Source organism: Paenisporosarcina quisquiliarum, assembly GCF_043641925.1.
In the GTDB taxonomy this organism is placed as follows: domain Bacteria; phylum Bacillota; class Bacilli; order Bacillales_A; family Planococcaceae; genus Paenisporosarcina; species Paenisporosarcina quisquiliarum_A.
In genome coordinates, this window is the sequence record NZ_JBHZRU010000008.1 from 65,474 (window position 1) to 86,477 (window position 21,004).

Annotated in this window: 19 protein-coding genes; 16 read left to right on the forward strand and 3 right to left on the reverse strand. The window is 38.0% G+C overall.

The window, feature by feature from the left end:
* Positions 1-98: 98 nt before the first annotated feature.
* Positions 99-1,271, reverse strand: a complete 1,173-nt coding sequence (locus ACHUE4_RS07755; protein ID WP_394188797.1) for a M20 family metallopeptidase — start codon at positions 1,269-1,271, stop codon at positions 99-101.
* Positions 1,272-1,478: 207 nt separating this feature from the next.
* Here ACHUE4_RS07755 and liaF point away from each other — a divergent pair, with 207 nt between their 5' ends.
* The 5 genes from liaF (at position 1,479) to ACHUE4_RS07780 (ending at position 5,381) form a co-directional block, all read left to right on the forward strand.
* Positions 1,479-2,246 (forward strand): cell wall-active antibiotics response protein LiaF, encoded by a 768-nt coding sequence (gene liaF, locus ACHUE4_RS07760; RefSeq protein ID WP_394188798.1) that lies wholly within the window; start codon positions 1,479-1,481, stop codon positions 2,244-2,246.
* A gap of 14 nt (positions 2,247-2,260) precedes the next feature.
* On the forward strand, positions 2,261-3,334 hold the full coding sequence (locus ACHUE4_RS07765; RefSeq protein ID WP_394188799.1) for a histidine kinase: 1,074 nt from the start codon (positions 2,261-2,263) through the stop codon (positions 3,332-3,334).
* Complete coding sequence (locus tag ACHUE4_RS07770; protein WP_394188800.1) at positions 3,303-3,941, forward strand: response regulator; 639 nt, start codon at positions 3,303-3,305, stop codon at positions 3,939-3,941. The genes ACHUE4_RS07765 and ACHUE4_RS07770 overlap by 32 nt, the downstream gene beginning before the upstream one ends.
* Before the next feature lie 244 nt (positions 3,942-4,185).
* Positions 4,186-4,416 carry a DUF2642 domain-containing protein gene (locus ACHUE4_RS07775; RefSeq protein ID WP_394188801.1) on the forward strand — a complete coding sequence of 77 codons (231 nt, stop codon included), beginning with the start codon at positions 4,186-4,188 and terminating at the stop codon, positions 4,414-4,416.
* 71 nt (positions 4,417-4,487) lie between these two features.
* Entirely contained in the window at positions 4,488-5,381 is an 894-nt protein-coding gene (locus ACHUE4_RS07780; protein WP_394188870.1) for a manganese catalase family protein, read from the forward strand.
* Positions 5,382-5,552: 171 nt separating this feature from the next.
* Here ACHUE4_RS07780 and ACHUE4_RS07785 read toward each other — a convergent pair whose 3' ends face one another.
* Positions 5,553-6,071 carry an antibiotic biosynthesis monooxygenase family protein gene (locus tag ACHUE4_RS07785; RefSeq protein WP_394188802.1) on the reverse strand — a complete coding sequence of 173 codons (519 nt, stop codon included), beginning with the start codon at positions 6,069-6,071 and terminating at the stop codon, positions 5,553-5,555.
* A gap of 213 nt (positions 6,072-6,284) precedes the next feature.
* On the opposite strand from ACHUE4_RS07785, the gene hemE reads away from it, so the two are divergent.
* From hemE to ACHUE4_RS07810, 5 genes are all read left to right on the forward strand, one after another.
* Positions 6,285-7,334 carry a uroporphyrinogen decarboxylase gene (gene hemE / locus ACHUE4_RS07790; protein ID WP_394188803.1) on the forward strand — a complete coding sequence of 350 codons (1,050 nt, stop codon included), beginning with the start codon at positions 6,285-6,287 and terminating at the stop codon, positions 7,332-7,334.
* A gap of 72 nt (positions 7,335-7,406) precedes the next feature.
* Positions 7,407-8,342 carry a ferrochelatase gene (gene hemH, locus ACHUE4_RS07795; RefSeq protein WP_394188804.1) on the forward strand — a complete coding sequence of 312 codons (936 nt, stop codon included), beginning with the start codon at positions 7,407-7,409 and terminating at the stop codon, positions 8,340-8,342.
* 29 nt (positions 8,343-8,371) lie between these two features.
* Positions 8,372-9,781: a protoporphyrinogen oxidase gene (gene hemY / locus ACHUE4_RS07800; protein WP_394188805.1), complete on the forward strand. Its 1,410-nt coding sequence runs from the start codon at positions 8,372-8,374 to the stop codon at positions 9,779-9,781.
* 185 nt (positions 9,782-9,966) lie between these two features.
* Positions 9,967-10,536 carry a TetR/AcrR family transcriptional regulator gene (locus ACHUE4_RS07805; protein ID WP_394188806.1) on the forward strand — a complete coding sequence of 190 codons (570 nt, stop codon included), beginning with the start codon at positions 9,967-9,969 and terminating at the stop codon, positions 10,534-10,536.
* 65 nt (positions 10,537-10,601) lie between these two features.
* Positions 10,602-12,788, forward strand: coding sequence for a YhgE/Pip family protein (locus tag ACHUE4_RS07810; RefSeq protein ID WP_394188807.1), 2,187 nt, complete (start codon positions 10,602-10,604; stop codon positions 12,786-12,788).
* 44 nt (positions 12,789-12,832) lie between these two features.
* Here the strand turns inward: ACHUE4_RS07810 and yhfH are convergent, their stop codons facing one another.
* Positions 12,833-12,958, reverse strand: coding sequence for a protein YhfH (gene yhfH / locus ACHUE4_RS07815; RefSeq protein WP_394188808.1), 126 nt, complete (start codon positions 12,956-12,958; stop codon positions 12,833-12,835).
* A gap of 139 nt (positions 12,959-13,097) precedes the next feature.
* Here yhfH and ACHUE4_RS07820 point away from each other — a divergent pair, with 139 nt between their 5' ends.
* The 6 genes from ACHUE4_RS07820 to ACHUE4_RS07845 all read left to right on the forward strand — a co-directional run bounded on the left by ACHUE4_RS07820 (position 13,098) and on the right by ACHUE4_RS07845 (position 20,610).
* On the forward strand, positions 13,098-14,090 hold the full coding sequence (locus ACHUE4_RS07820; protein WP_394188809.1) for a lipoate--protein ligase: 993 nt from the start codon (positions 13,098-13,100) through the stop codon (positions 14,088-14,090).
* A 469-nt stretch (positions 14,091-14,559) separates the two neighbouring features.
* Positions 14,560-15,267 carry a response regulator transcription factor gene (locus tag ACHUE4_RS07825; protein ID WP_394188810.1) on the forward strand — a complete coding sequence of 236 codons (708 nt, stop codon included), beginning with the start codon at positions 14,560-14,562 and terminating at the stop codon, positions 15,265-15,267.
* Positions 15,264-16,316, forward strand: coding sequence for a sensor histidine kinase (locus ACHUE4_RS07830; protein WP_394188811.1), 1,053 nt, complete (start codon positions 15,264-15,266; stop codon positions 16,314-16,316). The genes ACHUE4_RS07825 and ACHUE4_RS07830 overlap by 4 nt, the downstream gene beginning before the upstream one ends.
* The gene (locus ACHUE4_RS07835; protein ID WP_394188812.1) at positions 16,276-17,049 is read left to right on the forward strand and encodes an ABC transporter ATP-binding protein; all 774 of its coding nucleotides are present in this window, start codon (positions 16,276-16,278) and stop codon (positions 17,047-17,049) included. The genes ACHUE4_RS07830 and ACHUE4_RS07835 overlap by 41 nt, the downstream gene beginning before the upstream one ends.
* The gene (locus ACHUE4_RS07840; protein ID WP_394188813.1) at positions 17,021-18,958 is read left to right on the forward strand and encodes an FtsX-like permease family protein; all 1,938 of its coding nucleotides are present in this window, start codon (positions 17,021-17,023) and stop codon (positions 18,956-18,958) included. Before ACHUE4_RS07835 ends, ACHUE4_RS07840 begins: the two co-directional genes overlap by 29 nt.
* A 98-nt stretch (positions 18,959-19,056) precedes the next feature.
* Positions 19,057-20,610, forward strand: a complete 1,554-nt coding sequence (locus ACHUE4_RS07845; protein ID WP_394188814.1) for a fatty acid--CoA ligase family protein — start codon at positions 19,057-19,059, stop codon at positions 20,608-20,610.
* The last annotated feature ends 394 nt before the right edge of the window (positions 20,611-21,004 follow it).

Consider the following 21,004-nt stretch of genomic DNA (forward strand, 5'->3'; position numbering starts at 1 on the left):
CTCCAAGTGATTACTTATTCCTTCAACCTATGCCATCTATTTGAATTTATTCAAAAGAAAAAGTTGCTTCTCCTATGGAAAAGCAACTCATCTATCAATCATTCAGTTGTTTGATAATCAATTACTGCAGCTCCAAGCGTTTTGGCAGCTACAAGCATTGCACTTTCTTCGAAATCAAATTTAGGGTGATGATGTGGATACACTTCTCCAGCAGGTTGTGCTCCTGTGAAGAAAAATGTTCCTGGTACTTGTTCTAAATAATAGCCGAAATCTTCTCCACCCATATGTTGTTCAGATTCTCTGACATTTAAAACGCCTGGCGTTTTTTCAGCTACTTCTTTAAGGAACTGAGTTTCAGATTCATGATTCACTACCGGTGGATATCCACGTTCGTATAAAAATTCATAGGTGCAATCATTTGCTAAGCAAGTTCCTTGAATGACTCTTTCCATTTCTTTTTCGATCAGATTACGGACTTCAGGATTAAACGTACGAACGGTTCCAATTAATTTAGCGGAATCAGCAATCACGTTAAACGCATTTTGTGAGACAAATGAGCCTACAGATATGACAGCTGATTCAACAGGGTTAATTCTTCTTGAAACAATCTGTTGCAAATTAGTTACTAATTGAGCCCCAATAACGATGGCATCCTTTGTTTGATGAGGACTAGCCCCGTGACCACCTCGGCCTTGAACGGTCAATTCAAATCGATCGGCCGCAGCCATAACTGGACCGACACGGTATTCAATTGTGCCAGGTGGGGTTAGTGACCAAAGATGGGTTCCAAATATTACATCAACGCCTTCTAGACAGCCATCTTCGATCATCGGTTTAGCTCCACCTGGTGCATACTCTTCAGCATGTTGATGGATTAACACATATTCGCCAGCTAATTGTTCTTTCATTTCAAACAATGCTTTACCCAAAACTAACAGTGTAGCTGTGTGACCGTCGTGTCCACAAGCATGCATCACATTTGGAACGGTCGATTTATATGGAACTTCTTTTTCGTCTTGAATAGGGAGTGCATCAAAGTCAGCACGTAAAGCGACGGTTTTTCCAGGCATTGCTCCTTTGATACGTGCGACTACGCCATTCCCACCGACATTTGGTATGAATTCAACCCCTAAGTCTGCGTAAAAGTCTTGAATATACTTAGCGGTATTTGTTTCTTGAAACGAGACCTCAGGGTGCATATGGAGGTGACGTCTAATGATGAGCATCTCTTCATACGTGCTGTCTAATTTTTCGAATAGCTGTTGTTTCAAAATTGTTCATCCTTTCGGCTAGCGAAATAGTTTTAATTTTGGTCATTATATCATTCTGATACATGTGTAACAATTAAATGTTTTCAATTTTCAATTAGTCTCTTATCCTCCTTAAGACGGAGTTAAATTCCTTCTAGCGTAAGACGTTTTATTATGAGAAGCTGATAACATAGTGGTAGTAGGATTAGAGAGATGGGTGGGATTTTCATGAAACGTCCTTTTTTAACGGTGTTATTTTTCGTCGGACTAGGTGCCGTATTACTTGGAATGAATTTAGGTTTTTTTGATTTAGGAGAAACGTCTTGGACTAAGCTTATTATTCCAGCTTTATTGATTGTAATGGGTGCCAGCTCGTTAGATAGTTATACGAAAAAAGATCGTGCGGGTATGACCCTATTATGGGGGCTATTTACCTTTACTTTTGGGAGTCTAGTCATTCTAGGTGTACTTGATTTGTTTGAGTTCACTTATGGGGACTGGTTAAAACTTTGGCCAATACTATTAGTTGCGATTGGATTACATCAATTGTTTAAAAAGCCAGCCAAGAAAAAAGATAAAGGGAAAACAATTATCTATACGAATTGGGATAAAGATGATGACAATCATGTTAAAAAGAAGCGTAGACCCGTTGAATCACTTCAATTTAAAGAACAAGGTTGGGAAGTCGTTCCCATGAATCGAGTGGTGAATATTGGTTCGTTTTTCTTTGACTTTTCAAAAGCAAATATTCCTCTGGGCGAGACACCCATTCACTTGAGTGGAAATGTTGGAGACGTTAAGATTTTGGTGGACGAAGATGTTGCGATTAAAGTGACATTCAAATCCAATGTGTTAAGTACAGATATTCTCGATAAGAAAGAAAATGGACTGCGTTCAGAAGTGGAATATGAAACGCAAGGTTATGAAGAAGCAGAAAGACGTGTCAAAATTTTTGTCGATTATCATGTGCTCGATGCGAAGATAAAAAGGGTTTAGGGAAGGGCGTTAATATGACTTCAATCCGGTTTTTATTAATAAAACAAGCACTTCAAATCGCCTCCTTATCTAGTAGCATCTTGTTTGTCATGATTCAGCTTTTCATTTTACTAATGCCCACATTTCAACTTTCGTTATATGAGTCGCTTTTATTTATAAGTCTTACTTTTCTAGTCGTCTTATGTACGGGTGTATGGTATGGAAATAAAACAGGATCAGATTTATCATCGAGAATGACAGACATTCTCGCTGGATTTGGACAATTACAGAATGGAAAATACTCATCAAGATTAGCTGTTCAAAAAGAAGATGAAATTGGTCTTGTAGAAGATGGATTTAATGATTTAGCTGATCAAATGAATGGACAACTAAAATCGTTGCAACGCTTGGTGGATCAGAATGTCACAATGATTAAACAAGCGGAGCAAGCAGCTATGACAGAAGAACGTCAAAAAATCGCAAGGGAATTACATGATGCTGTGAGTCAGCAATTGTTTGCTTTATCGATGTTGGCTTCGGCTGCTGAACGGACTGCGAGTAGTGAACCTGCTCAGGCGGTGCCACTCATTCAGAAAATGTCTGTTCTATCAGTTAAAACGCTAAATGAAATGCGTGCGTTATTGCTGCATTTGCGTCCGATGGATTTGCAAAATAAATCTTTATATACAGCTATTTTCGAGTTGATTGCTGAACTTGAATCAAGAACGGATGTTGTTTTCGAATTTCGCTTTCCAGAAGATTGTTGCTTATCTCAAGGAAGTGAAGAGCATGTCTATCGTATGGTTCAAGAAGTACTGGCGAATTGTTTGAGACATGCGGAAGCAAAGCAGGTGAAAATTGCTGGGAAAGTTTCCGGAAATCAATTTTCGCTTATGATTCGTGATGATGGCAAAGGGTTCGATCCTGCAAAGAAAAAACAAACGTCTTACGGGTTAATGACGATCCGAGAACGCTGTGAAGAAATTGGTGGAACCGCAAGATTGTTTGCGCGAGTGGGAGAAGGGACGGAATGGACTTTTCATATTCCGTGTCAACTTAGTAAAGGGGATCTGATGAATGGAACCAATACGACTTGGGATAACGGATGATCATGAAATGGTTCGATTAGGGCTCGTATCTTACTTTTTAACGGAGCCTGGAATAGAAGTGGTTGGGGAAGCTAAAAGTGGAATGGAAGGCATTGCATTAGCCAAAGAGCATATGCCAGACGTTATGTTAATGGATTTACTCATGGAAAACGGAAGTGGCATTGAGGCAACAAAGGAAATACTCGCATTCCATCCGACTTGTAAAATCATGATTTTAACGAGTTATTACGATGAAGAACAAGTTTTCCCTGCACTCGAAGCGGGTGCTTTTAGTTACTTATTAAAAACGCTTCCTGCAGAAAAAATTGCAGAAGCAGTGAGAGATGCAGTAAACGGTCAAGCAACCATTGCTCCTAAAGTGACGGATTTAATGATGAAGAAGTTGAGACCGAAAGATCGAATGCTTCATGATGATTTAACTGAACGCGAAATTGATGTTCTTAAATGTCTAGGTGACGGTCTAAGTAATCAAGAAATTGGAGAGAAGTTATTTATCGGCGTAAAGACAGTAAAAACGCACGTCAGTAATATATTAGCGAAACTGGAGTTAACAGACCGAACGCAAGCGGCCGTGTACGCGAATCGACATGGGATATTGCATTCATAAACATAAAGTAAATCTAAAAACAGGTAGAGAAAAATGTCGTATTTTTCTCTATCTGTTTTTAATTTTGAGCGAATTCAGGCTAACTACTTCTTCTTACTGGAAAATGCAGAGGATATCATAAAACCATTTTGACTAATTTTTGAAAAGTTAATTGTCCATGTGCCATTTATTTTTATCATATTCTTTCACCAAATATTTCTTCATTCATAAACTAGGAATATTGAGCGGAAGGAGTGAACTGTTTATGAATGGTCAAACGCAACAAACTGTTGAGTATGTGAGTGCATATGATCCGTATGTGTATCAAACACTTACGTCAGTTGTGGGAGAGAAAATTATTGTGCAGGTATCAAACAACAGCGTGGTTAAAGGTGTATTAACAAAAGTATTACCCGATCATATTGTCGTTGAAAAAAATGAAACCCCATTCTTTGTCCGAACCCAACAAATTATTTGGGTGTCGCTAGGCTCTTAAAGTTAGAGGTCATATGTGTTCATTTGAACAATTGAACATTATTTTAAATGAATTGATAAGGAGGAACATTCATTTTTAAACGAGTAAATAGGTTGCAAATTGAACTTCCGGCACCTGAGTATGGCGATGCGAATGCTGCAGCAGCAGTCCAAGAATTGCTTGGTGGTAAGTTTGGGGAAATGTCTACATTAAATAATTATATGTATCAATCCTTTAATTTCCGTCAAAAAAACAAGTTCAAACCTTTTTATGACCTGGTTGCTTCTATTACGGCTGAAGAATTCGGTCATGTAGAACTGGTTTCCAACACCATTAATTTATTACAAAAAGGTGTTTCGTTTAATGGGGATCCAGATGTAACACCTCTACAAAATGGGAAGGATTTACGAAATACTTATTCACTCATTGCAACAGCACAAACTTCATTAGCAGGGGATTCGATGGGGAATCCATGGCGTGGGGATCATGTTTTCTCCAGTGGGAACTTAGTATTAGATTTGCTTCATAATTTCTTCTTAGAATGTGGTGCAAGAACACATAAAATGCGAGTTTATGAAATGACCAATCACGAAACAGCAAGGGAAATGATTGGGTATCTGCTAGTGCGCGGTGGTACTCATGTGCTTGCTTACGCAAAAGCAATTGAGATGGCTACAGGAGTAGACATTACGAAAATGCTACCTATTCCAAATTTAGATAACCGAGCGTTCGATCACGCAAGGAAATATGAAGACCAGGGATTAGGCAATATTTTATTTACTTGGAACGATGAAGGTCAATATAAAGACATTCGCCAAATTTGGAAAGGGGATAATCCAAGTAGTGGCGAGCCTCTTGTCGTACAAGAAGGTATTCCAAAAGGTGGGAAAATTCCAGACTTAGATGATCTTCCAGAGGAGTTTGCGCCAGGGATTGGACCAGATGAATATCAACAAATTGCAAAACGTTTAATGGCGAATATGTAGTTTTTGATAAAAGGAATGCAGTGATTGTGCTCGGTTTGACCGATAACCCTTCTGGTTTGTGCGATAAACTTCCAAAGTGACTGATAAAACAACAAGTTTGTGCGATGAATTTTTCGCCAACTTGTTTATATATGAAAAAGAGTCCACCCACAAAGGGTCGACTCTTTTCTTCTATTCGTCTTCTTTTTTTGGAGCAGTTCGATAGGTCGTTACATAGGAAGCGCTTGAAAAAATATTAGGTCTCTTATCAATTCCTTCATCTGTACCACGTTTTTCATGTGCTTTATTATAAGCTTGAGATGTTTGCCATGCTTCGAATGATCCAGGTCCTGTCCATTCAGTCAAGATGACATATGTATCCGTACCAATAGGTCGCAAAACACGGATGGCAATAAATCCTGGTTCATCTTCGATTGCACGTGCACGATTTTTGAAGCGATGTTCGAAAATAGGACGACCTTCATCAGTTACTGGAATGTTATTGAATACGAAGTAGCCTTGATCACTTAAATCACCTGACGAATCAATGACTTCATATTTACGTGGTGTTTGAAAAACGGTTGCTCCAGACGTTTCATGTAACAATACGGCATTTCCTTCGCCATGAAGAACAACCATCTTTTCGTTGGCATGTTTTTCTTTTAATGAAAGCATAAATTCAGGTGTTCCAGATGTTAAATAAATATTCATTGTAATCCCTCCATATCTCTATCTACAGTATAATCTTCCCTTAATAAAAATACTTAAAACAACTCTTTGACTAAATGATGTCTTCTATTCAAGACAATTCTATGACAATTGTCCTCGATAACTATACAATATAGAAGAGAAAGTCTATATTAAGAACGAATATAACGAGTTACTTAACCAATATGTGTAAGTGAAAGGAAGGATACAAATTTTATGAGAAAGATTAATGATACATTCCTAAGAGCAGCAAAAGGTGAGAAAGTAGATTACACTCCGGTATGGTATATGCGTCAAGCAGGACGTTCACAACCCGAATACCGAAAAATTAAAGAAAAATATTCATTAGAAGAAATAACACATCAGCCTGAATTATGTGCATATGTAACACGATTGCCTGTTGAAAACTATGATGTAGATGCAGCAATTTTGTACAAAGACATCGTGACGCCTCTTCCTGGGATTGGTGTAGATGTAAAAATTAAAGCTGGCGTTGGTCCTGTTATTTCTAATCCGATTCGAACAGTTCAAGATGTAGAGAAACTGGGAGAGCTGTCACCACAAGATCACATTCCATTTGTACTTGAAACGATTAAAATTTTGACAGAAGAACAATTGGATGTTCCGTTGATTGGATTCTCAGGAGCACCATTTACTCTAGCTAGTTACATGATTGAAGGTGGACCTTCAAGAAACTACAATAAAACAAAATCATTTATGGTATCAGAACCTCAAGCTTGGTTTGCGTTAATGGACAAGCTGGCAGATATGATCATTGTATACGTAACTGCGCAAGTGAACGCAGGGGCAAAAACGATTCAAATTTTTGACTCATGGGTTGGCGCATTAAATGTAGAAGATTACCGTATTTTCATTAAACCAATCATGACTCGCATCTTTAGCTCAATTCAAGAGTTAGGTGTTCCAGTCATTACATTTGGTGTTGGTGCAAGTCACTTAGCAAAAGAGTGGCACGACCTTCCTGTTGATGTTGTCGGTTTAGACTGGCGTTTATCGATTGAAGAAGCTCGCGGAATGGGATTAACGAAAACACTTCAAGGAAATTTAGATCCATCCTTATTATTAGCTGATTGGTCTGTAATTGAAGAACGTGCTAAACAAATTATTGATCAAGGTGTGAATCACCAAAGTCATATTTTCAATTTAGGACATGGGGTCTTCCCAGAAGTAAATCCTGATGTATTAAAACGATTAACAGCTTTTATTCATGATTACAGCCGTTCTCAAATGAAAGCACATTCATAAGGTATTGATGTTCGTAAGTCTAGATTGAACCTGTCAAAATGAAAAGTGAAAATAATAAATGAGGTGATGAAGTTGTCTAAAAAAACAATGGGATTGCTTGTCATGGCATATGGAACGCCATACAAAGAAGAGGATTTAGAACGTTATTATACGCATATTCGTCATGGTCGTCCGCCAAGTCCAGAAGCTTTAACGGATTTAAGAGATCGCTATCGTGCCATTGGTGGAATTTCACCACTAGCTAAAATTACAGATGACCAAGCAGAAGCATTATGTAATCGTTTAAATGAAGTGCAAGATGACATAGAGTTTAAATTATATATTGGCCTTAAACATATTGAACCGTTCGTAGAAGATGCAGTTGAACAAATGCATAAAGATGGCATTACAGAAGCTGTTTCGATTGTATTAGCTCCACATTTCTCAACATTCTCGATTAAGTCTTATAATGGACGAGCAAAAGAGACTGCTGAAAAACTTGGCGGACTACATATCACTTCAGTTGAAAGCTGGTATGATGAGCCGAAATTCATTCAATATTGGACAGAGAAAGTATCTGGAACGTTCGAAGCTATGTCACCAGAAGAGCGTGCAAAAGCATGTTTAATCGTTTCAGCTCACTCATTACCTGAAAAAATTATTGCGAATGGTGACCCATACCCACAACAGTTAAAAGAGACAGCAGATTTAATCGCACAAGCTGCTGGCATTGAAAACTATGAAGTGGGCTGGCAAAGTGCCGGTCAAACACCTGAACCTTGGATTGGTCCCGACGTACAAGATTTAACTCGTGAGTTACATGAACAAAAAGGATATACATCTTTTGTTTATACACCAGTTGGATTTGTAACAGATCACTTAGAAGTGCTTTTTGATAATGATTATGAGTGTAAAGTAGTAACAGATGAAATTGGCGCTAAATACTACCGCCCTGAAATGCCGAATACTCAACCATTATTTATTGATGCAATGACAGATGTTGTTTTAAAACATTTGCATAAGAAATAACTAAACTGAACCCGAAAGTGATGATGACCGTGTCTGGAGAAAAACGTAAAGTAGCTGTAATAGGAGGCGGGATAACGGGCTTAGCTGCCGCATTCTATTTACAGAAAGAAGCAACAGAAAAAGGATATCCACTTGAAGTGATCTTAATCGAAGCTTCTCACCGACTTGGCGGGAAAATCCAGACTGTTCGTCGCGATGGGTTTGTTATTGAACGAGGACCAGACTCATTTTTAGAACGTAAAAAAAGTTTTGGTCAATTTGCTAAAGATCTTGGGATTAATGATCAACTTGTCTCGAATGCTACAGGACAAGCCTATATTTTAGTCAATGACGGACTTCATCCTATTCCTGGGGGATCTGTTATGGGGATTCCAACACAAATCTCACCATTCATTACTTCTGGATTGTTTTCATGGAGTGGAAAATTGCGTGCCGCTGGTGATTTTGTTTTACCAAAAGCTTCAGTTAAAGGTGACCAATCCGTCGGACAATTTTTACGTAGACGTTTTGGTGGTGAAGTAGTTGAAAATTTAATTGAGCCATTATTAGCAGGTGTCTATTCTGGAGACATTGATAAAATGAGTCTCCAAGCCACGTTCCCACAGTTTTATAAACTAGAACAGGAACATCGAAGTTTAATAATTGGTTCGAAGAAAATAGCCCCTAAACAGCCGGTCAAGAAATCCAAAGAAGGTATATTCCGTACGTTTAAAAATGGATTAGAAACCATTGTTGAGGCTGTTGAAGCACAACTCAAACCTGATACTGTGTTAAAGGGAGTTCGAGTAGACCGTTTTGAGAAAGTGGGAGAACAAGTAAATCTTTTCCTTAATAATGATGCGGAAATGTTAGTTGATCGCGTCATTTTTGCCACGCCACATCTCGCAGCTCTCCCCGTATTTGAAGAACATGGAATGATGACTGATTTTCAAGACATGCCTGCAACCTCAGTAGCGACAGTAGCTATGGCATTTAAAGAAGATGCAGTAAGTCAAGAAAAAGAAGGTACTGGCTTCTTAGTTTCGCGCAATAGTGATTATTCGATAACAGCTTGTACGTGGACTCACCGTAAGTGGCCAACCACAACACCTGAAGGGCATGTACTACTCCGAGGATTTGTTGGTCGTCCAGGGGATGAGTCTACAATTGAGTTATCAGATAGCGAACTTGAAAAAATTGTCCTTTCTGACCTCAAGCAAACGATGAAAATCAAAGAAGATCCATTATTTACAGTTGTGACAAGGTGGAAGAAAGCTTCTCCTCAATATATGGTCGGCCATAAGGAACGTGTGGCTAAAGCTAAAAAAGAATTAAAAGAGCATTTCCCAATGATAAAACTTGCTGGAAGTTCATATGAAGGTCTAGGATTACCAGACTGTGTGGATCAAGGAAAAGCGGCTGGAAATGAAATTATTGAGGAATTGTTTTTAAATAAATGATGTCAATAGACGACTCTTAGGAGTTGTCTATTTTTTACAGACCATCATAAACACTTAGAAAACCTGGTACTGCAATAGAATCAATTAAAGAAAATTCTACATTGCAAAAAGTGAAAAAGTAATGTAGAATATTGACTAATTGACCGATATGGTTTTCTGGTCATTCTTATTAGGAGTGTTGAATGTTGGACAGAAGACAAGAAATATTAAATGCTGCGACGAAATCCTTTTCTCTCTTTGGTTTTAAAGCTACTACAATGGATCAAGTAGCAAAGATAGCGAATGTTGGGAAAGGGACCATCTACACTTTTTTCGATAATAAAGAAGATTTATTTCATGCAATCGTGTTTACTATGATTAATCAAATGAAAGCAGAAAAAGATGCGGTGATTAATGAAAACAAATCATTTCAAGAAAACGCGCATTTCGTTTTGATGAAGATGCTTGAATTTAGAGAAAGTCATGCACTATTGTCAAAGTTAATAGCAGAAGAAAAAGAAATGCAAACACCGGTTGTCCAAGCAGTTCTTGTTAAAGTCGAGAGAGAAATCGTTCATTACATTGCAGAACATATTGAACGTGCAATTGAAAAGAAAGAAATTCGACCTGTTGACGTTCAATTAATTGCATATCTTCTTTTTAAAGCCTATATGGCTTTTGCAGTTGAGTGGCAAGTAACACATGAAAAACCTCTACCCGAAGAGAAGATTATTGAAGTATTTCAAGATACTATTTTTAAAAGTCTCAATGTGTGAGACTCTTTTTTTAGACAAAAATGACTAATTGAACAAAACGGTCAATAAGTACTAGGAGGATTACTTTGATTAAACAAGAATTTATAGCTATTTTTAAGAATCGAAAATTACTCATCCCAATTTTGGCAGTACTGTTAATTCCAGTTCTGTATGCAGGTATGTTTTTATGGGCTTTTTGGGATCCGTATGAACAACTAAGTGATTTGCCAGTTGCTATTGTAAACGAAGACCTTGGTGCGTTACTAGAAGGTGAACAATTATCTATAGGAAAAGATGTTACAAAGAATCTGGTAGAAAGTGAACAATTTCATTTTGTTGAAGTCTCTAAAAATCAAGGCAAAGAAGCACTTGAGAATCAAGACTATTACATGGTGATTGAGATTCCTTCAAACTTTTCACAACACGCAACCACACTTCTCGACGAGCACCCAGAAAAGTTATTGATTGAGTACAAACCAAATGAGGGTTTTAATTTCTTGTCAGCGCAAATTGGTGATACCGCAATGGAACGAATTCGTGCAGAGGTAAATAAAGAGGTAGTTGCAAGTTACTCAGATAAGTTATTTACTTCGTTAATGAAAATGGGTGATGGCTTTGGAGAAGCTGCAGATGGAGCAGGGGAATTATCGGATGGAGCAAGTAAACTGACTGATGGAGCGACACATTTAAAAGGGTATTTAGAGAAATTAGCGGGTGGTTCTGTTGAATTGGCTGATGGATCCAATTTGTTAGCCTCAGGAACCATTGAAGCATCAAATGGAGCGATTGAATTAGACAACGGTCTAGGGAAACTTTCTTCCGGTGCAAGCCAACTTTACCAAGGTGCAGACAAATTATCTGTTGGGGCAAGTCAACTACAGACTGGTGTTGATTCCTATACAAAAGGTGTTACGCAAATATCTAATGGCTTCACTATGGCAAATGAAAAAGAGAAGCAACTGGTAGATGCAATTCGTCAACTATCTAATGGTGTTTCTACTGCTAATCAATCCGTAGGAAAATTGGCAGAAGGATCAACTCAAATTACTACTGGGCTCGAAAGTTTAACCAATCAAATGACACCAATTTTAGAAACGTTATCAAAAGAACAACAAGATGCTCTAAAAGGAGCTCTTAATCAATTGCAACAAGGAAGTACACAAGTTTCCAATGGATTAGGTGAACTTAAAGGTGGTACTGAACAACTATCAGTAGGAATGAATCAAACAGCTTCTGGTGCTCAGAAATTAATGTCTGCACATGTAGAATTAGAAGAAGGGCTTGGAATATTAACGCAATCTTCCGAGACACTAAATGATGGAGCTTTTAAGGTAGCATCAGGAACTGGTACATTAACAACTAAGTTAGAAGAATTACAAAAGGGGCTGACAAGCGCATCGGCGGGAAGCCAAAAACTTTCAGGAGGTTTACAACGACTCGCACAAGGATCTAGTAAGTTAAATTCAGGTGCTTCAGAAATTGCTTTAAAAACGGATGAACTTGCCGCAGGTTCCAGTGGGTTGATTGAAGGCACTGAAGCGCTGAGGGAAGGATCGAGCACTTTAAGTGAAAAACTAGAAGAAGCTTCTACTGAAGCAGGAAAAATAGATGCAAATCAAGACACAATTGACATGGCATCCTCTCCTGTAGATGTAACAAAATCAGCAGTCAATCACGTACCTAACTATGGAACAGGTTTTGCACCCTATTTCCTTTCACTTGGACTGTTTGTAGGTGCACTTATGATTTCAATCGTTTTTCCACTTGTCCAATCAGCTATCCCCCCAACAAGTGGATGGGCGTGGGCAACGAGTAAAATGGTCGTTTTAGGTGTAATAGGAGTGATTCAAGCATTACTTGCTGTGGCTATTTTAATTTTTGGTTTAGGACTGGAACCAGTCAATTTAGATTGGTTTATTGTGACTGCGGTCATAACTAGTTTTACTTATTTAGCAATCGTTCAAATGCTCGTATCCATTTTAGGTGACAGTGGACGTTTTGTAGCAATCTTGCTGCTAATTTTACAATTAACCACGAGTGCTGGTACATTCCCTCTCGAACTGATTCCTCAGCCATTGCAAATCTTTAACCAATGGTTGCCCATGACTTATTCTGTTCAAGCATTCAAAGCTGCCATTTCTTCAACAGATGTAGGTTTTATACAATGGAATAATGGAATTATGTTGATATTCTTTACCAGTGCTGTCGTATTAACCATTTATTATTTCAATGTATTGTTTAAGCATCGTTTCTCGAAAAATCAAGAAGCTTAAAAAACAGCCGTTCAGGAGGGGAGCCCTGGACGGCTGTTTTATGTTTAAAGTTGGTTACACGTATCGCATGTGTTGCCATAACATTCATGCTGTTCTTCAATTTTTTCGCCACATTGTGCACATTGTTTAGCAGGTAGGTTTTTAAAAAACTCGATTACATTTTCAATCATCAGATTAACCTCCTTTTCTATTCTGTACTAATACTGTCCTAATTACTTATAGTGTATTATAACAGTTCATCAAATGTCAATACAAAACCTCTTTATTCATATATAGTGTATGTAGAACCTTTAAAAGGAGAGATGCAATTTGTATTTTATTGATAATAAAGGCATCACAGATCCTCGGATTAACTTAGCAATTGAGGAATATGCGCTAAAAACAATGGATGTCGATAAAGATTCATATTTTCTGTTCTATATCAATGAACCTGCAATCATCATTGGTAAAAATCAAAACACAATCGAAGAAATTAATACTGACTATGTAGAGTCGAACGGAATTCATGTCGTGAGAAGACTATCAGGTGGTGGGGCGGTTTACCACGACTTAGGTAATTTGAATTTTAGCTTCTTGACGAAAGATGACGGAGATAGCTTCCGAAACTTTAAAAAGTTTACTCAACCGATTGTAGACGCCCTAAAAGAAATGGGCGTGGATGCAGAATTATCGGGACGAAATGATATTTTAGCTGGTGGAAGAAAAATATCTGGTAATGCTCAATTCTCAACCAAAGGACGTATGTTCAGTCACGGTACGTTAATGTTTGATACAGAAATTGAAGCGGTTGTTTCTGCATTAAAAGTACGTAAGGACAAAATTGAGTCAAAAGGAATCAAATCCATTCGTAGTCGTGTAGCGAACATTATGGAATTTATCGAAGAACCTATCAGTATTGACGATTTCCGATTAAAACTACTTCACTCGATTTTCGGAGGAGAAGAAGAAGTGAAAACCATCGAACTAACAGAAGAAGACTGGGCGAATATTCACGCGCTCTCAAAAGAGCGTTACGCAAATTGGGAATGGAATTATGGGAAGTCTCCGGCATTTAATATGTCTCATTCCGAACGATTCCCAGTTGGGGGTATCGATGTACGTCTTCAAGTGAAAAATGGCGTCATTGAAGATGCACATATTTATGGCGACTTCTTCGGTGTTGGTGATGTTGCTGACATAGAAGCATTATTAGTGGGCACAGCTTATGAAAAAACAGCAATCACTGAAAGTCTAGGTGATATCGATATCACAACCTATTTAGGTGGCATAACGAAAGAACAGTTTTTACAATTAATTTATTAAGTATTACTGGGGAGTCTGACTTAGGTCAGGCTCTTTTTACTGTAGACAATTAAAAATGTTGATTTCCATTGCTGCAGACACTTTCAACGAAGACCAAAAGTAGACTTTGTATTTAAAGGGTTCAGCTATTGCTGATTATTTGTACGTTTATCTAACTGTTGCTGTAAACATGAATCTGCAAACAAATTAAGTAGGAAGGTGGTTGGTTATTTCTGAAGACTCCTGCGGAAAAACGAAACAGGCTAGACTCACACAGGCCAGCTGTCAAAGACAGCTGAGTCGAGGAGGCTTGCGTTTCGTCCGCGGAAAGCGAAAAAAATAACCAACCACATTTTTTAAATAAAGTGCGAAAGGTATATTTTTTCCTAACATGTATATAGAATCCATTCAACCGATCCACATTGAGCCACATTGGCGGTTTTCACATTTCTTGGTAGAATAAAGAAAAAGAGTAAAGGGGGAGGCACATATGACGTCACATCGGATTTATATAGTAGAAGATGATCGTAAAATTGCCTCGCTACTTGCCGATACGTTGCGCAAATATCAGTATGAGGTAAAAACGGTTGATGACTTCGATAATATCTTAGAAGAGTTTGAAGCCTTTGATCCGCATCTCATCCTATTGGATATTAACTTACCTTCTTATGATGGCTATTATTGGTGCCGTCAGTTCCGATTAAAAACCACTTGTCCAATCATTTTTATATCTGCAAGGTCTGGAGATATGGACCAAGTGTTTGCACTCGAAAATGGAGGAGACGATTTCATTACGAAACCTTTCCATTACGAAATCGTCCTAGCCAAAATAAGAAGTCATTTACGACGCACTTACGGAGAGTATGCAGCAAAACAAGAAGAACGAACTATCAAACTAGGTAAGCTTTGTTTATATTTAGAGCGAATGGAATTACATACGAAAAGCCAAGAAATCCCTTTGCAAAAAAGGGAGTGTACGATTCTCGAATTATTAATGGAGCAATCGCCAAAAGTCGTCACGCGTGAACAGCTTCTCGAGGAACTTTGGGATGATCAAGCTTTTGTTGATGAGAATACGTTAAACGTTAACATGACGCGTGTAAGAAAAAAATTACAGGATTACGGTGTCACTTCTACAATTGAAACGGTTCGTGGCGCAGGATATCGATTTGTATTAAGCAAAGAGGAATCATCATGAATATTCGACTGTTTATGAAGGAGCATATGGCTTATGTGCTATTTCAATTTATTTTAGTGCTATTTATCATGTCGCTGTATTGGTTAGATGGATTTCGAAATATTGATACAGCGATTTATTCAGTTGTCATTAGCACCATGCTAATTTTGTCTTTCTTAGTAGGTCGATATGTGAAGAGATATTCTTTTTACCAAAAGATATTGTCGCAACCGATTGAAATGGAAGCGGCATTGCAACATAATGCGAAATCTCCTGAACAAGAACAAGTTGAAATTTTTAGTCAAAGCCTCTATCGACTTTATCAAAATGAAGTTCAAGCTCTCTATGCGAATCAAAACAGACATTTACAATTTATGAATCAATGGGTTCATCAAATGAAAACCCCTCTATCTGTTGCTGAGTTATTGCTACAAGAAGAAGGAGAAGTGAATAAGAAGAGCTTACAAGAAGAAATTGATCGTCTAAAACGTGGGTTAGATTCTGTGTTAATAAATGCGCGGATCGATACATTTGAGCAGGATATGCAAGTGGAACAAGTACAGTTGAAGCAACTCGTTTCTGAAGTAGTTTCTGAACATAAACGATTATTTATTACCCATCATGTGTATCCGGTTATTACAATTGATGAAAAATATGTGATTACAACAGATGTTAAATGGTTACGTTTTGTGTTAGGTCAATTTGTCACGAACGCAGTGAAATATACGTTTGAAGAAGGAAAAAAAGTCTTTATTGAAGCAAGTTGTCAAAATGGATATGTCTTATTAGCCGTTAGAGATGAAGGGATTGGCATTCCTAGTGCGGACTTACCTAGAGTCACGAAAGCCTTTTTCACGGGCGAGAATGGTCGTAAAACGGGTGAAAGCACGGGTATGGGTTTGTACTTAGCGAAAGAAATTTGTGAAAAGCTTGGCCATGAACTCACGATTGAATCCGAACCTAAAATAGGGACAAAGGTTTCTGTTTTATTTAAAAATCAAGACGCTGTCAAAAGAGGTGAACTAGTAGATGCCGATATTGAAAATGGAAGATGTGACGAAAGTTTATGAGGGTAAAGTGACGCACCGCGCATTAAACCAATTAAGTTTTGAAGTTAACAAAGGTGAATTCGTTGCTGTGATGGGTCCATCCGGAAGTGGGAAGACGACGTTGTTAAATATTATCTCCACCATTGATACGGCAACTTCCGGTTATGTAACGATTGATGGAATGCGTCCTGAAGAAATGACGAAAAACGAGCTGGCTCTATTTCGACGGAGACAGCTCGGATTTGTTTTTCAAGACTTTAATTTAATGCAAATGCTCACGGTTGAAGAAAATATGGTGTTGCCATTAACCCTAGATGGACATTCAGTTGCTGAAATGCAAAAAAGGATAACCGATATTTCATCAAAATTAGACTTACAAAACATCTTAAACAAACGACCGAATGAAATTTCGGGGGGGCAAGCTCAACGTACGGCTATAGGCCGTGCTCTTATTCATCAACCTGCATTCATTTTAGCAGATGAACCAACAGGGAATTTAGATTCAAAAGCTTCGCGTGACGTGATGGAATTATTAATGAAAGTCAATCGCGAACAAAATACAACCATTTTAGTTGTCACACATGATCCGATTGCAGCAAGTTACTGCGATCGAGTGGTATTTATTAAAGATGGTGAATTTTTCAATGAGATTTATAGCGATGAACGGAGACAGACTTTTTTCCAACGCATCTTAAATGTATTATCGCTTCTTGGAGGCAATGTCCATGACCTTTCGACAATTCGCCTATCGTAATGTCATAAGGAATCGCCGAATTTACGCTGCCTTTTTCATGGCGAGTATGTTCTCAGTGATGGTGTTTTTTATGTATTCTATGCTCCTATTTCATCCACAAATGGATGAAGGCTTTTTTGGAGATTTTGCTGCTACAGGAATGATTGTGGCTGAAATTATTTTATATATTTTCACATTGTTTTTCTTGTTTTATTCCATGAGTGCGTTTTTACAAGCTCGGTCAAAAGAGTTTGGATTGTTGCTTCTTTTAGGAATGGAAAAGAAGCAGTTGAATCGTCTCGTTTTTTTAGAAACGATGCTTATTGGTGCATTTTCGGTTGCGACTGGGATTTTGTTTGGCTATGCCTTTTCAAAGTTCTTTTTCATGATAGTACGAGAAATGCTTCAGCTTCAAAGTTTACCATTATATTTATCCATTAAACCATTTACTCTAACAATCGGGGCTTTTTTAAGTCTATTTGTGATCATTGCTATGACGAGTGTTGTATTTATTCGCGAGCAACGCATTATTGAGTTAATGCGAGGGTATTTAACTTCGGATGATCGCCAAAGCTACTCCACATTTAAAGCGATTTTGGGCATCGTCTTACTGGTGGTTGCTTATGCTGCCGCAACATTTACTTCGACTCGTGTCGTTTTTACACTTTCAATCTTTTTACCTCCAATCGCGGCTTTAGGAACCTATTTCTTTTTTACACATACCGTGTTGTTTTTTCACCATCAAGTTCAAAAAAGGAAATCACTTTATTGGAACCGATACCGCTTAATTGCTGTTTCAGAGGGGGCAGTAAAATTACGTGAAAATGCTCGCATGTATTTCATTGTTACGATTGTATCAACAGTTGCCTTCCTATCAGTGGGAACGTTAACTTCACTGTCGTCTTATACAGGCCAATACAGAGATTTAAATCCATTAGGGCTCATTTACTCGAGTGAATTAGACAATCCTTTAGAGCGTCAGCATATTCGAATGTTAACGAATGAATTAGAAAATGAAGGATTATCTTATTCGATGGTTCCTTTTTTAATAAAGAAACAAACTTCTTCCTATACGCAATTTGAAGTGGAGATTCTGAGAGAAGCCGACGTCAATAGCTTAGCTGTTGCTCAAGGTCATCCGTTAATTAATTTAGAATCTGGAGAAGCCATGTTTATTCCATATTCTGAAAATGCTTTAACAATCTTAGAGAACAGTAGTATCCAAACCGTATTAGAGGAAAGCAATGTGCCTATCTCAGTAAGAGGTGTTTACCCTAGGATGCTGTTTCCTTCTATGATTTTAGGGGCAAATGTTGTCGTAGTTAGTGACCAGGATTACGCGTTAATCGATGAACCACTACAAGGTCAATCGATGAATGATTCAATGTTTAATTTTTATGCATTTCACATTCCTGAATGGGAACGAACAAAATCGATTGGACTTAATCTAGATTCTCAAATGACCGAATCCATTTATCAAAACCAATTAAATGACTTACCTTTTTTCTTTGAGAACCCAGGGTTAAACTATTCAATTATACGAGCGACGTTTTCGTTGTTATTATTCACAGGGTTGATGGTAGCTGCCGTATTGCTACTAGCAGCTGGAAGCTTTATCTATTTTAAATTGTATACAGGACTCGAAAGAGACAAAAAGCAATTTGCTGTACTAAAACGTATGGGATTGACGGATCAAGAAATGATTAATATCGTCAATCGACAGCTTATTCCACAATTTTTCTTGCCATGGGGGATTGCCATGCTTCATAGTGCATTCTCATTTCTATCCTTGCAAGTTATTTGGAGTGACTTAGCTGATGTGTCCATTCTTTTTGAGATGACACTAGTCTTAGTTGCATTTACATTCATTCAAGTCGTTTATTATTTCTTAATCAGATGGCGTTATATAGCACATGTAAAAGCATCCTGAGTAATCGGGATGCTTGTTGTATTGTCTGAAGATTTCTTATATAATGAAATTATTGAATAATGAATGAGTATTCATTCAACAACTAAGGAGAGATACCGATGAATTTAGTTCAACGTGTTAGAGAGACATCATTAGAACAACCAACTAAAACAGCCTATCACTTTATGGGTAAAGACACTTCTTATGCTGAGTTCGATCAGTCAATTGCTAGATTTGCTTCAGCTTTACGAGAATTAGGAGTAGAAAAAGGGGATCATGTTGCTTTCTTATTAGGAAATACACCTCATTTTTTAATTTCTTTATATGCATCAATGCGTTTAGGTGCAACAGCCATTCCAATCAATCCAATTTACACGCCTGATGAAATTTCATACATCATACATAACAGCCAACCAAAAGTAATTATTGCCTTGGATATGTTATTGCCGTTAATAGAAAAAGCATCCGGTGCATTCCCATCAGTAAGCAATTATGTGATTTGTGAAACGATGCCAGAAACGACTGAAAAACTCGCTGGTTTACCGGAAGAACTGCGCAACAAAGTAAAATCATTTACACAACTTGTGATGTCGTCTTCTCCAGATACACTTCCTGTTGAAGTGGCACAAAATGATACCGCTGTCATTCTTTATACTTCTGGTACTACGGGTCGTCCAAAAGGTGCCATGCTTACACATGAGAATTTATACTCAAATGCTCGCGACACTGGTGATTACTTAGGATTCACTGCTGAAGATCGTGTCCTAGCAACATTACCTGTGTTCCATGTATTTGCGTTGACTGTAGTGGTCAATGCTCCGTTGCTAAAAGGAGCTACCATCCTATTAGTTCCACGTTTTACACCTAAAGATGTATTTGAAATGGCAAAAAATCAACAAGCAACGGTATTTGCTGGCGTACCGACGATGTACAATTTCTTGTACCAAACGCCCGACTCGGATGTATCTGACTTCTCGACAATTCGCATAGCCATCTCAGGTGGTTCATCATTACCGGTTGCATTGCTACACAACTTTGAAAATAAATTCAATGTCCGCATTTCAGAAGGGTATGGGTTATCCGAAGCTTCACCTGTTACTTGTTTTAATCCACTGGATCGAGATCGTAAAGCTGGTTCGATTGGAACGTCTATTTCAAATGTAGAAAATCGTGTGGTTAATGAATTAGGTGATGATGTGCCAGTTGGTGAAGTGGGAGAACTGATTGTCCGCGGACCTAATGTCATGAAAGGGTATTACAACATGCCTGAAGAAACTGAAGCGACAATTCGTGGTGGATGGTTATACACAGGCGATTTAGCGAAAATGGATGAAGAAGGTTACTTCTACATCGTCGATCGTAAAAAAGATTTAGTTATTGTAGGTGGCTATAATGTGTATCCACGAGAAGTGGAAGAAGTGTTATTCGCGCATCCAGACGTGATAGAGGCTGCTGTTATTGGTATGCCTGATGCAGACTTTGGAGAAACGGTTCATGCGTATGTAGTGGTTAAAGATGCGAACTTATCAAGCGAAGATCTTCATGCGTATTGTGCAGAGCACTTAGCGAAATACAAGATTCCTAGACAATTCGAGTTTTTAGAAGAGTTGCCAAAGAATACGACAGGAAAGATTCTTCGTCGTTCATTAAAAGACCAAGCTTTGGCTAAATAAAGAAGAAACTGCTAGACACCGTATTGGGATTTAGACAAATATAATTTAAGTGAATGTAATTGTATATTTGGTAAATGGAGTTCATTTGGAAAGATGTTGATTTCCATTTCAGCGGACGCTTTCTGGGGGGCAAGGCTTTAGCCGCTTCCTTCGCGGTTGCTCAGTCCAGGGTCTAAAGCTCTTGCTAATTCCCCCTAGAGTCGCCGCTTCCATTCCAATCAACAGAAATAGGGATAATATGATTTGGATAATGTGCATTTTGGTCATATAAGAATTTATCCGACTTATAACATCAATTTAGCATTGTTCTCTTAAAGCGAAAGAAATAGCCGTAATGGGTTCACTTCTGAGTTGCGAAAACATAATACACAATGACAAAGGACTACCAATTACA

Coding starts and splice junctions, on each gene's coding strand:
- liaF (WP_394188798.1), top strand. CDS start 1,479: ATGAAACGTCCTTTTTTAACGGTGTTATTTTTCGTCGGACTAGGTGCC.
- ACHUE4_RS07765 (WP_394188799.1), top strand. CDS start 2,261: ATGACTTCAATCCGGTTTTTATTAATAAAACAAGCACTTCAAATCGCC.
- ACHUE4_RS07770 (WP_394188800.1), top strand. CDS start 3,303: ATGGAACCAATACGACTTGGGATAACGGATGATCATGAAATGGTTCGA.
- ACHUE4_RS07775 (WP_394188801.1), top strand. CDS start 4,186: ATGAATGGTCAAACGCAACAAACTGTTGAGTATGTGAGTGCATATGAT.
- ACHUE4_RS07785 (WP_394188802.1), bottom strand. CDS start 6,071: ATGAATATTTATTTAACATCTGGAACACCTGAATTTATGCTTTCATTA.
- hemE (WP_394188803.1), top strand. CDS start 6,285: ATGAGAAAGATTAATGATACATTCCTAAGAGCAGCAAAAGGTGAGAAA.
- yhfH (WP_394188808.1), bottom strand. CDS start 12,958: ATGATTGAAAATGTAATCGAGTTTTTTAAAAACCTACCTGCTAAACAA.
- ACHUE4_RS07825 (WP_394188810.1), top strand. CDS start 14,560: ATGACGTCACATCGGATTTATATAGTAGAAGATGATCGTAAAATTGCC.
- ACHUE4_RS07830 (WP_394188811.1), top strand. CDS start 15,264: ATGAATATTCGACTGTTTATGAAGGAGCATATGGCTTATGTGCTATTT.
- ACHUE4_RS07835 (WP_394188812.1), top strand. CDS start 16,276: ATGCCGATATTGAAAATGGAAGATGTGACGAAAGTTTATGAGGGTAAA.
- ACHUE4_RS07840 (WP_394188813.1), top strand. CDS start 17,021: ATGACCTTTCGACAATTCGCCTATCGTAATGTCATAAGGAATCGCCGA.
- ACHUE4_RS07845 (WP_394188814.1), top strand. CDS start 19,057: ATGAATTTAGTTCAACGTGTTAGAGAGACATCATTAGAACAACCAACT.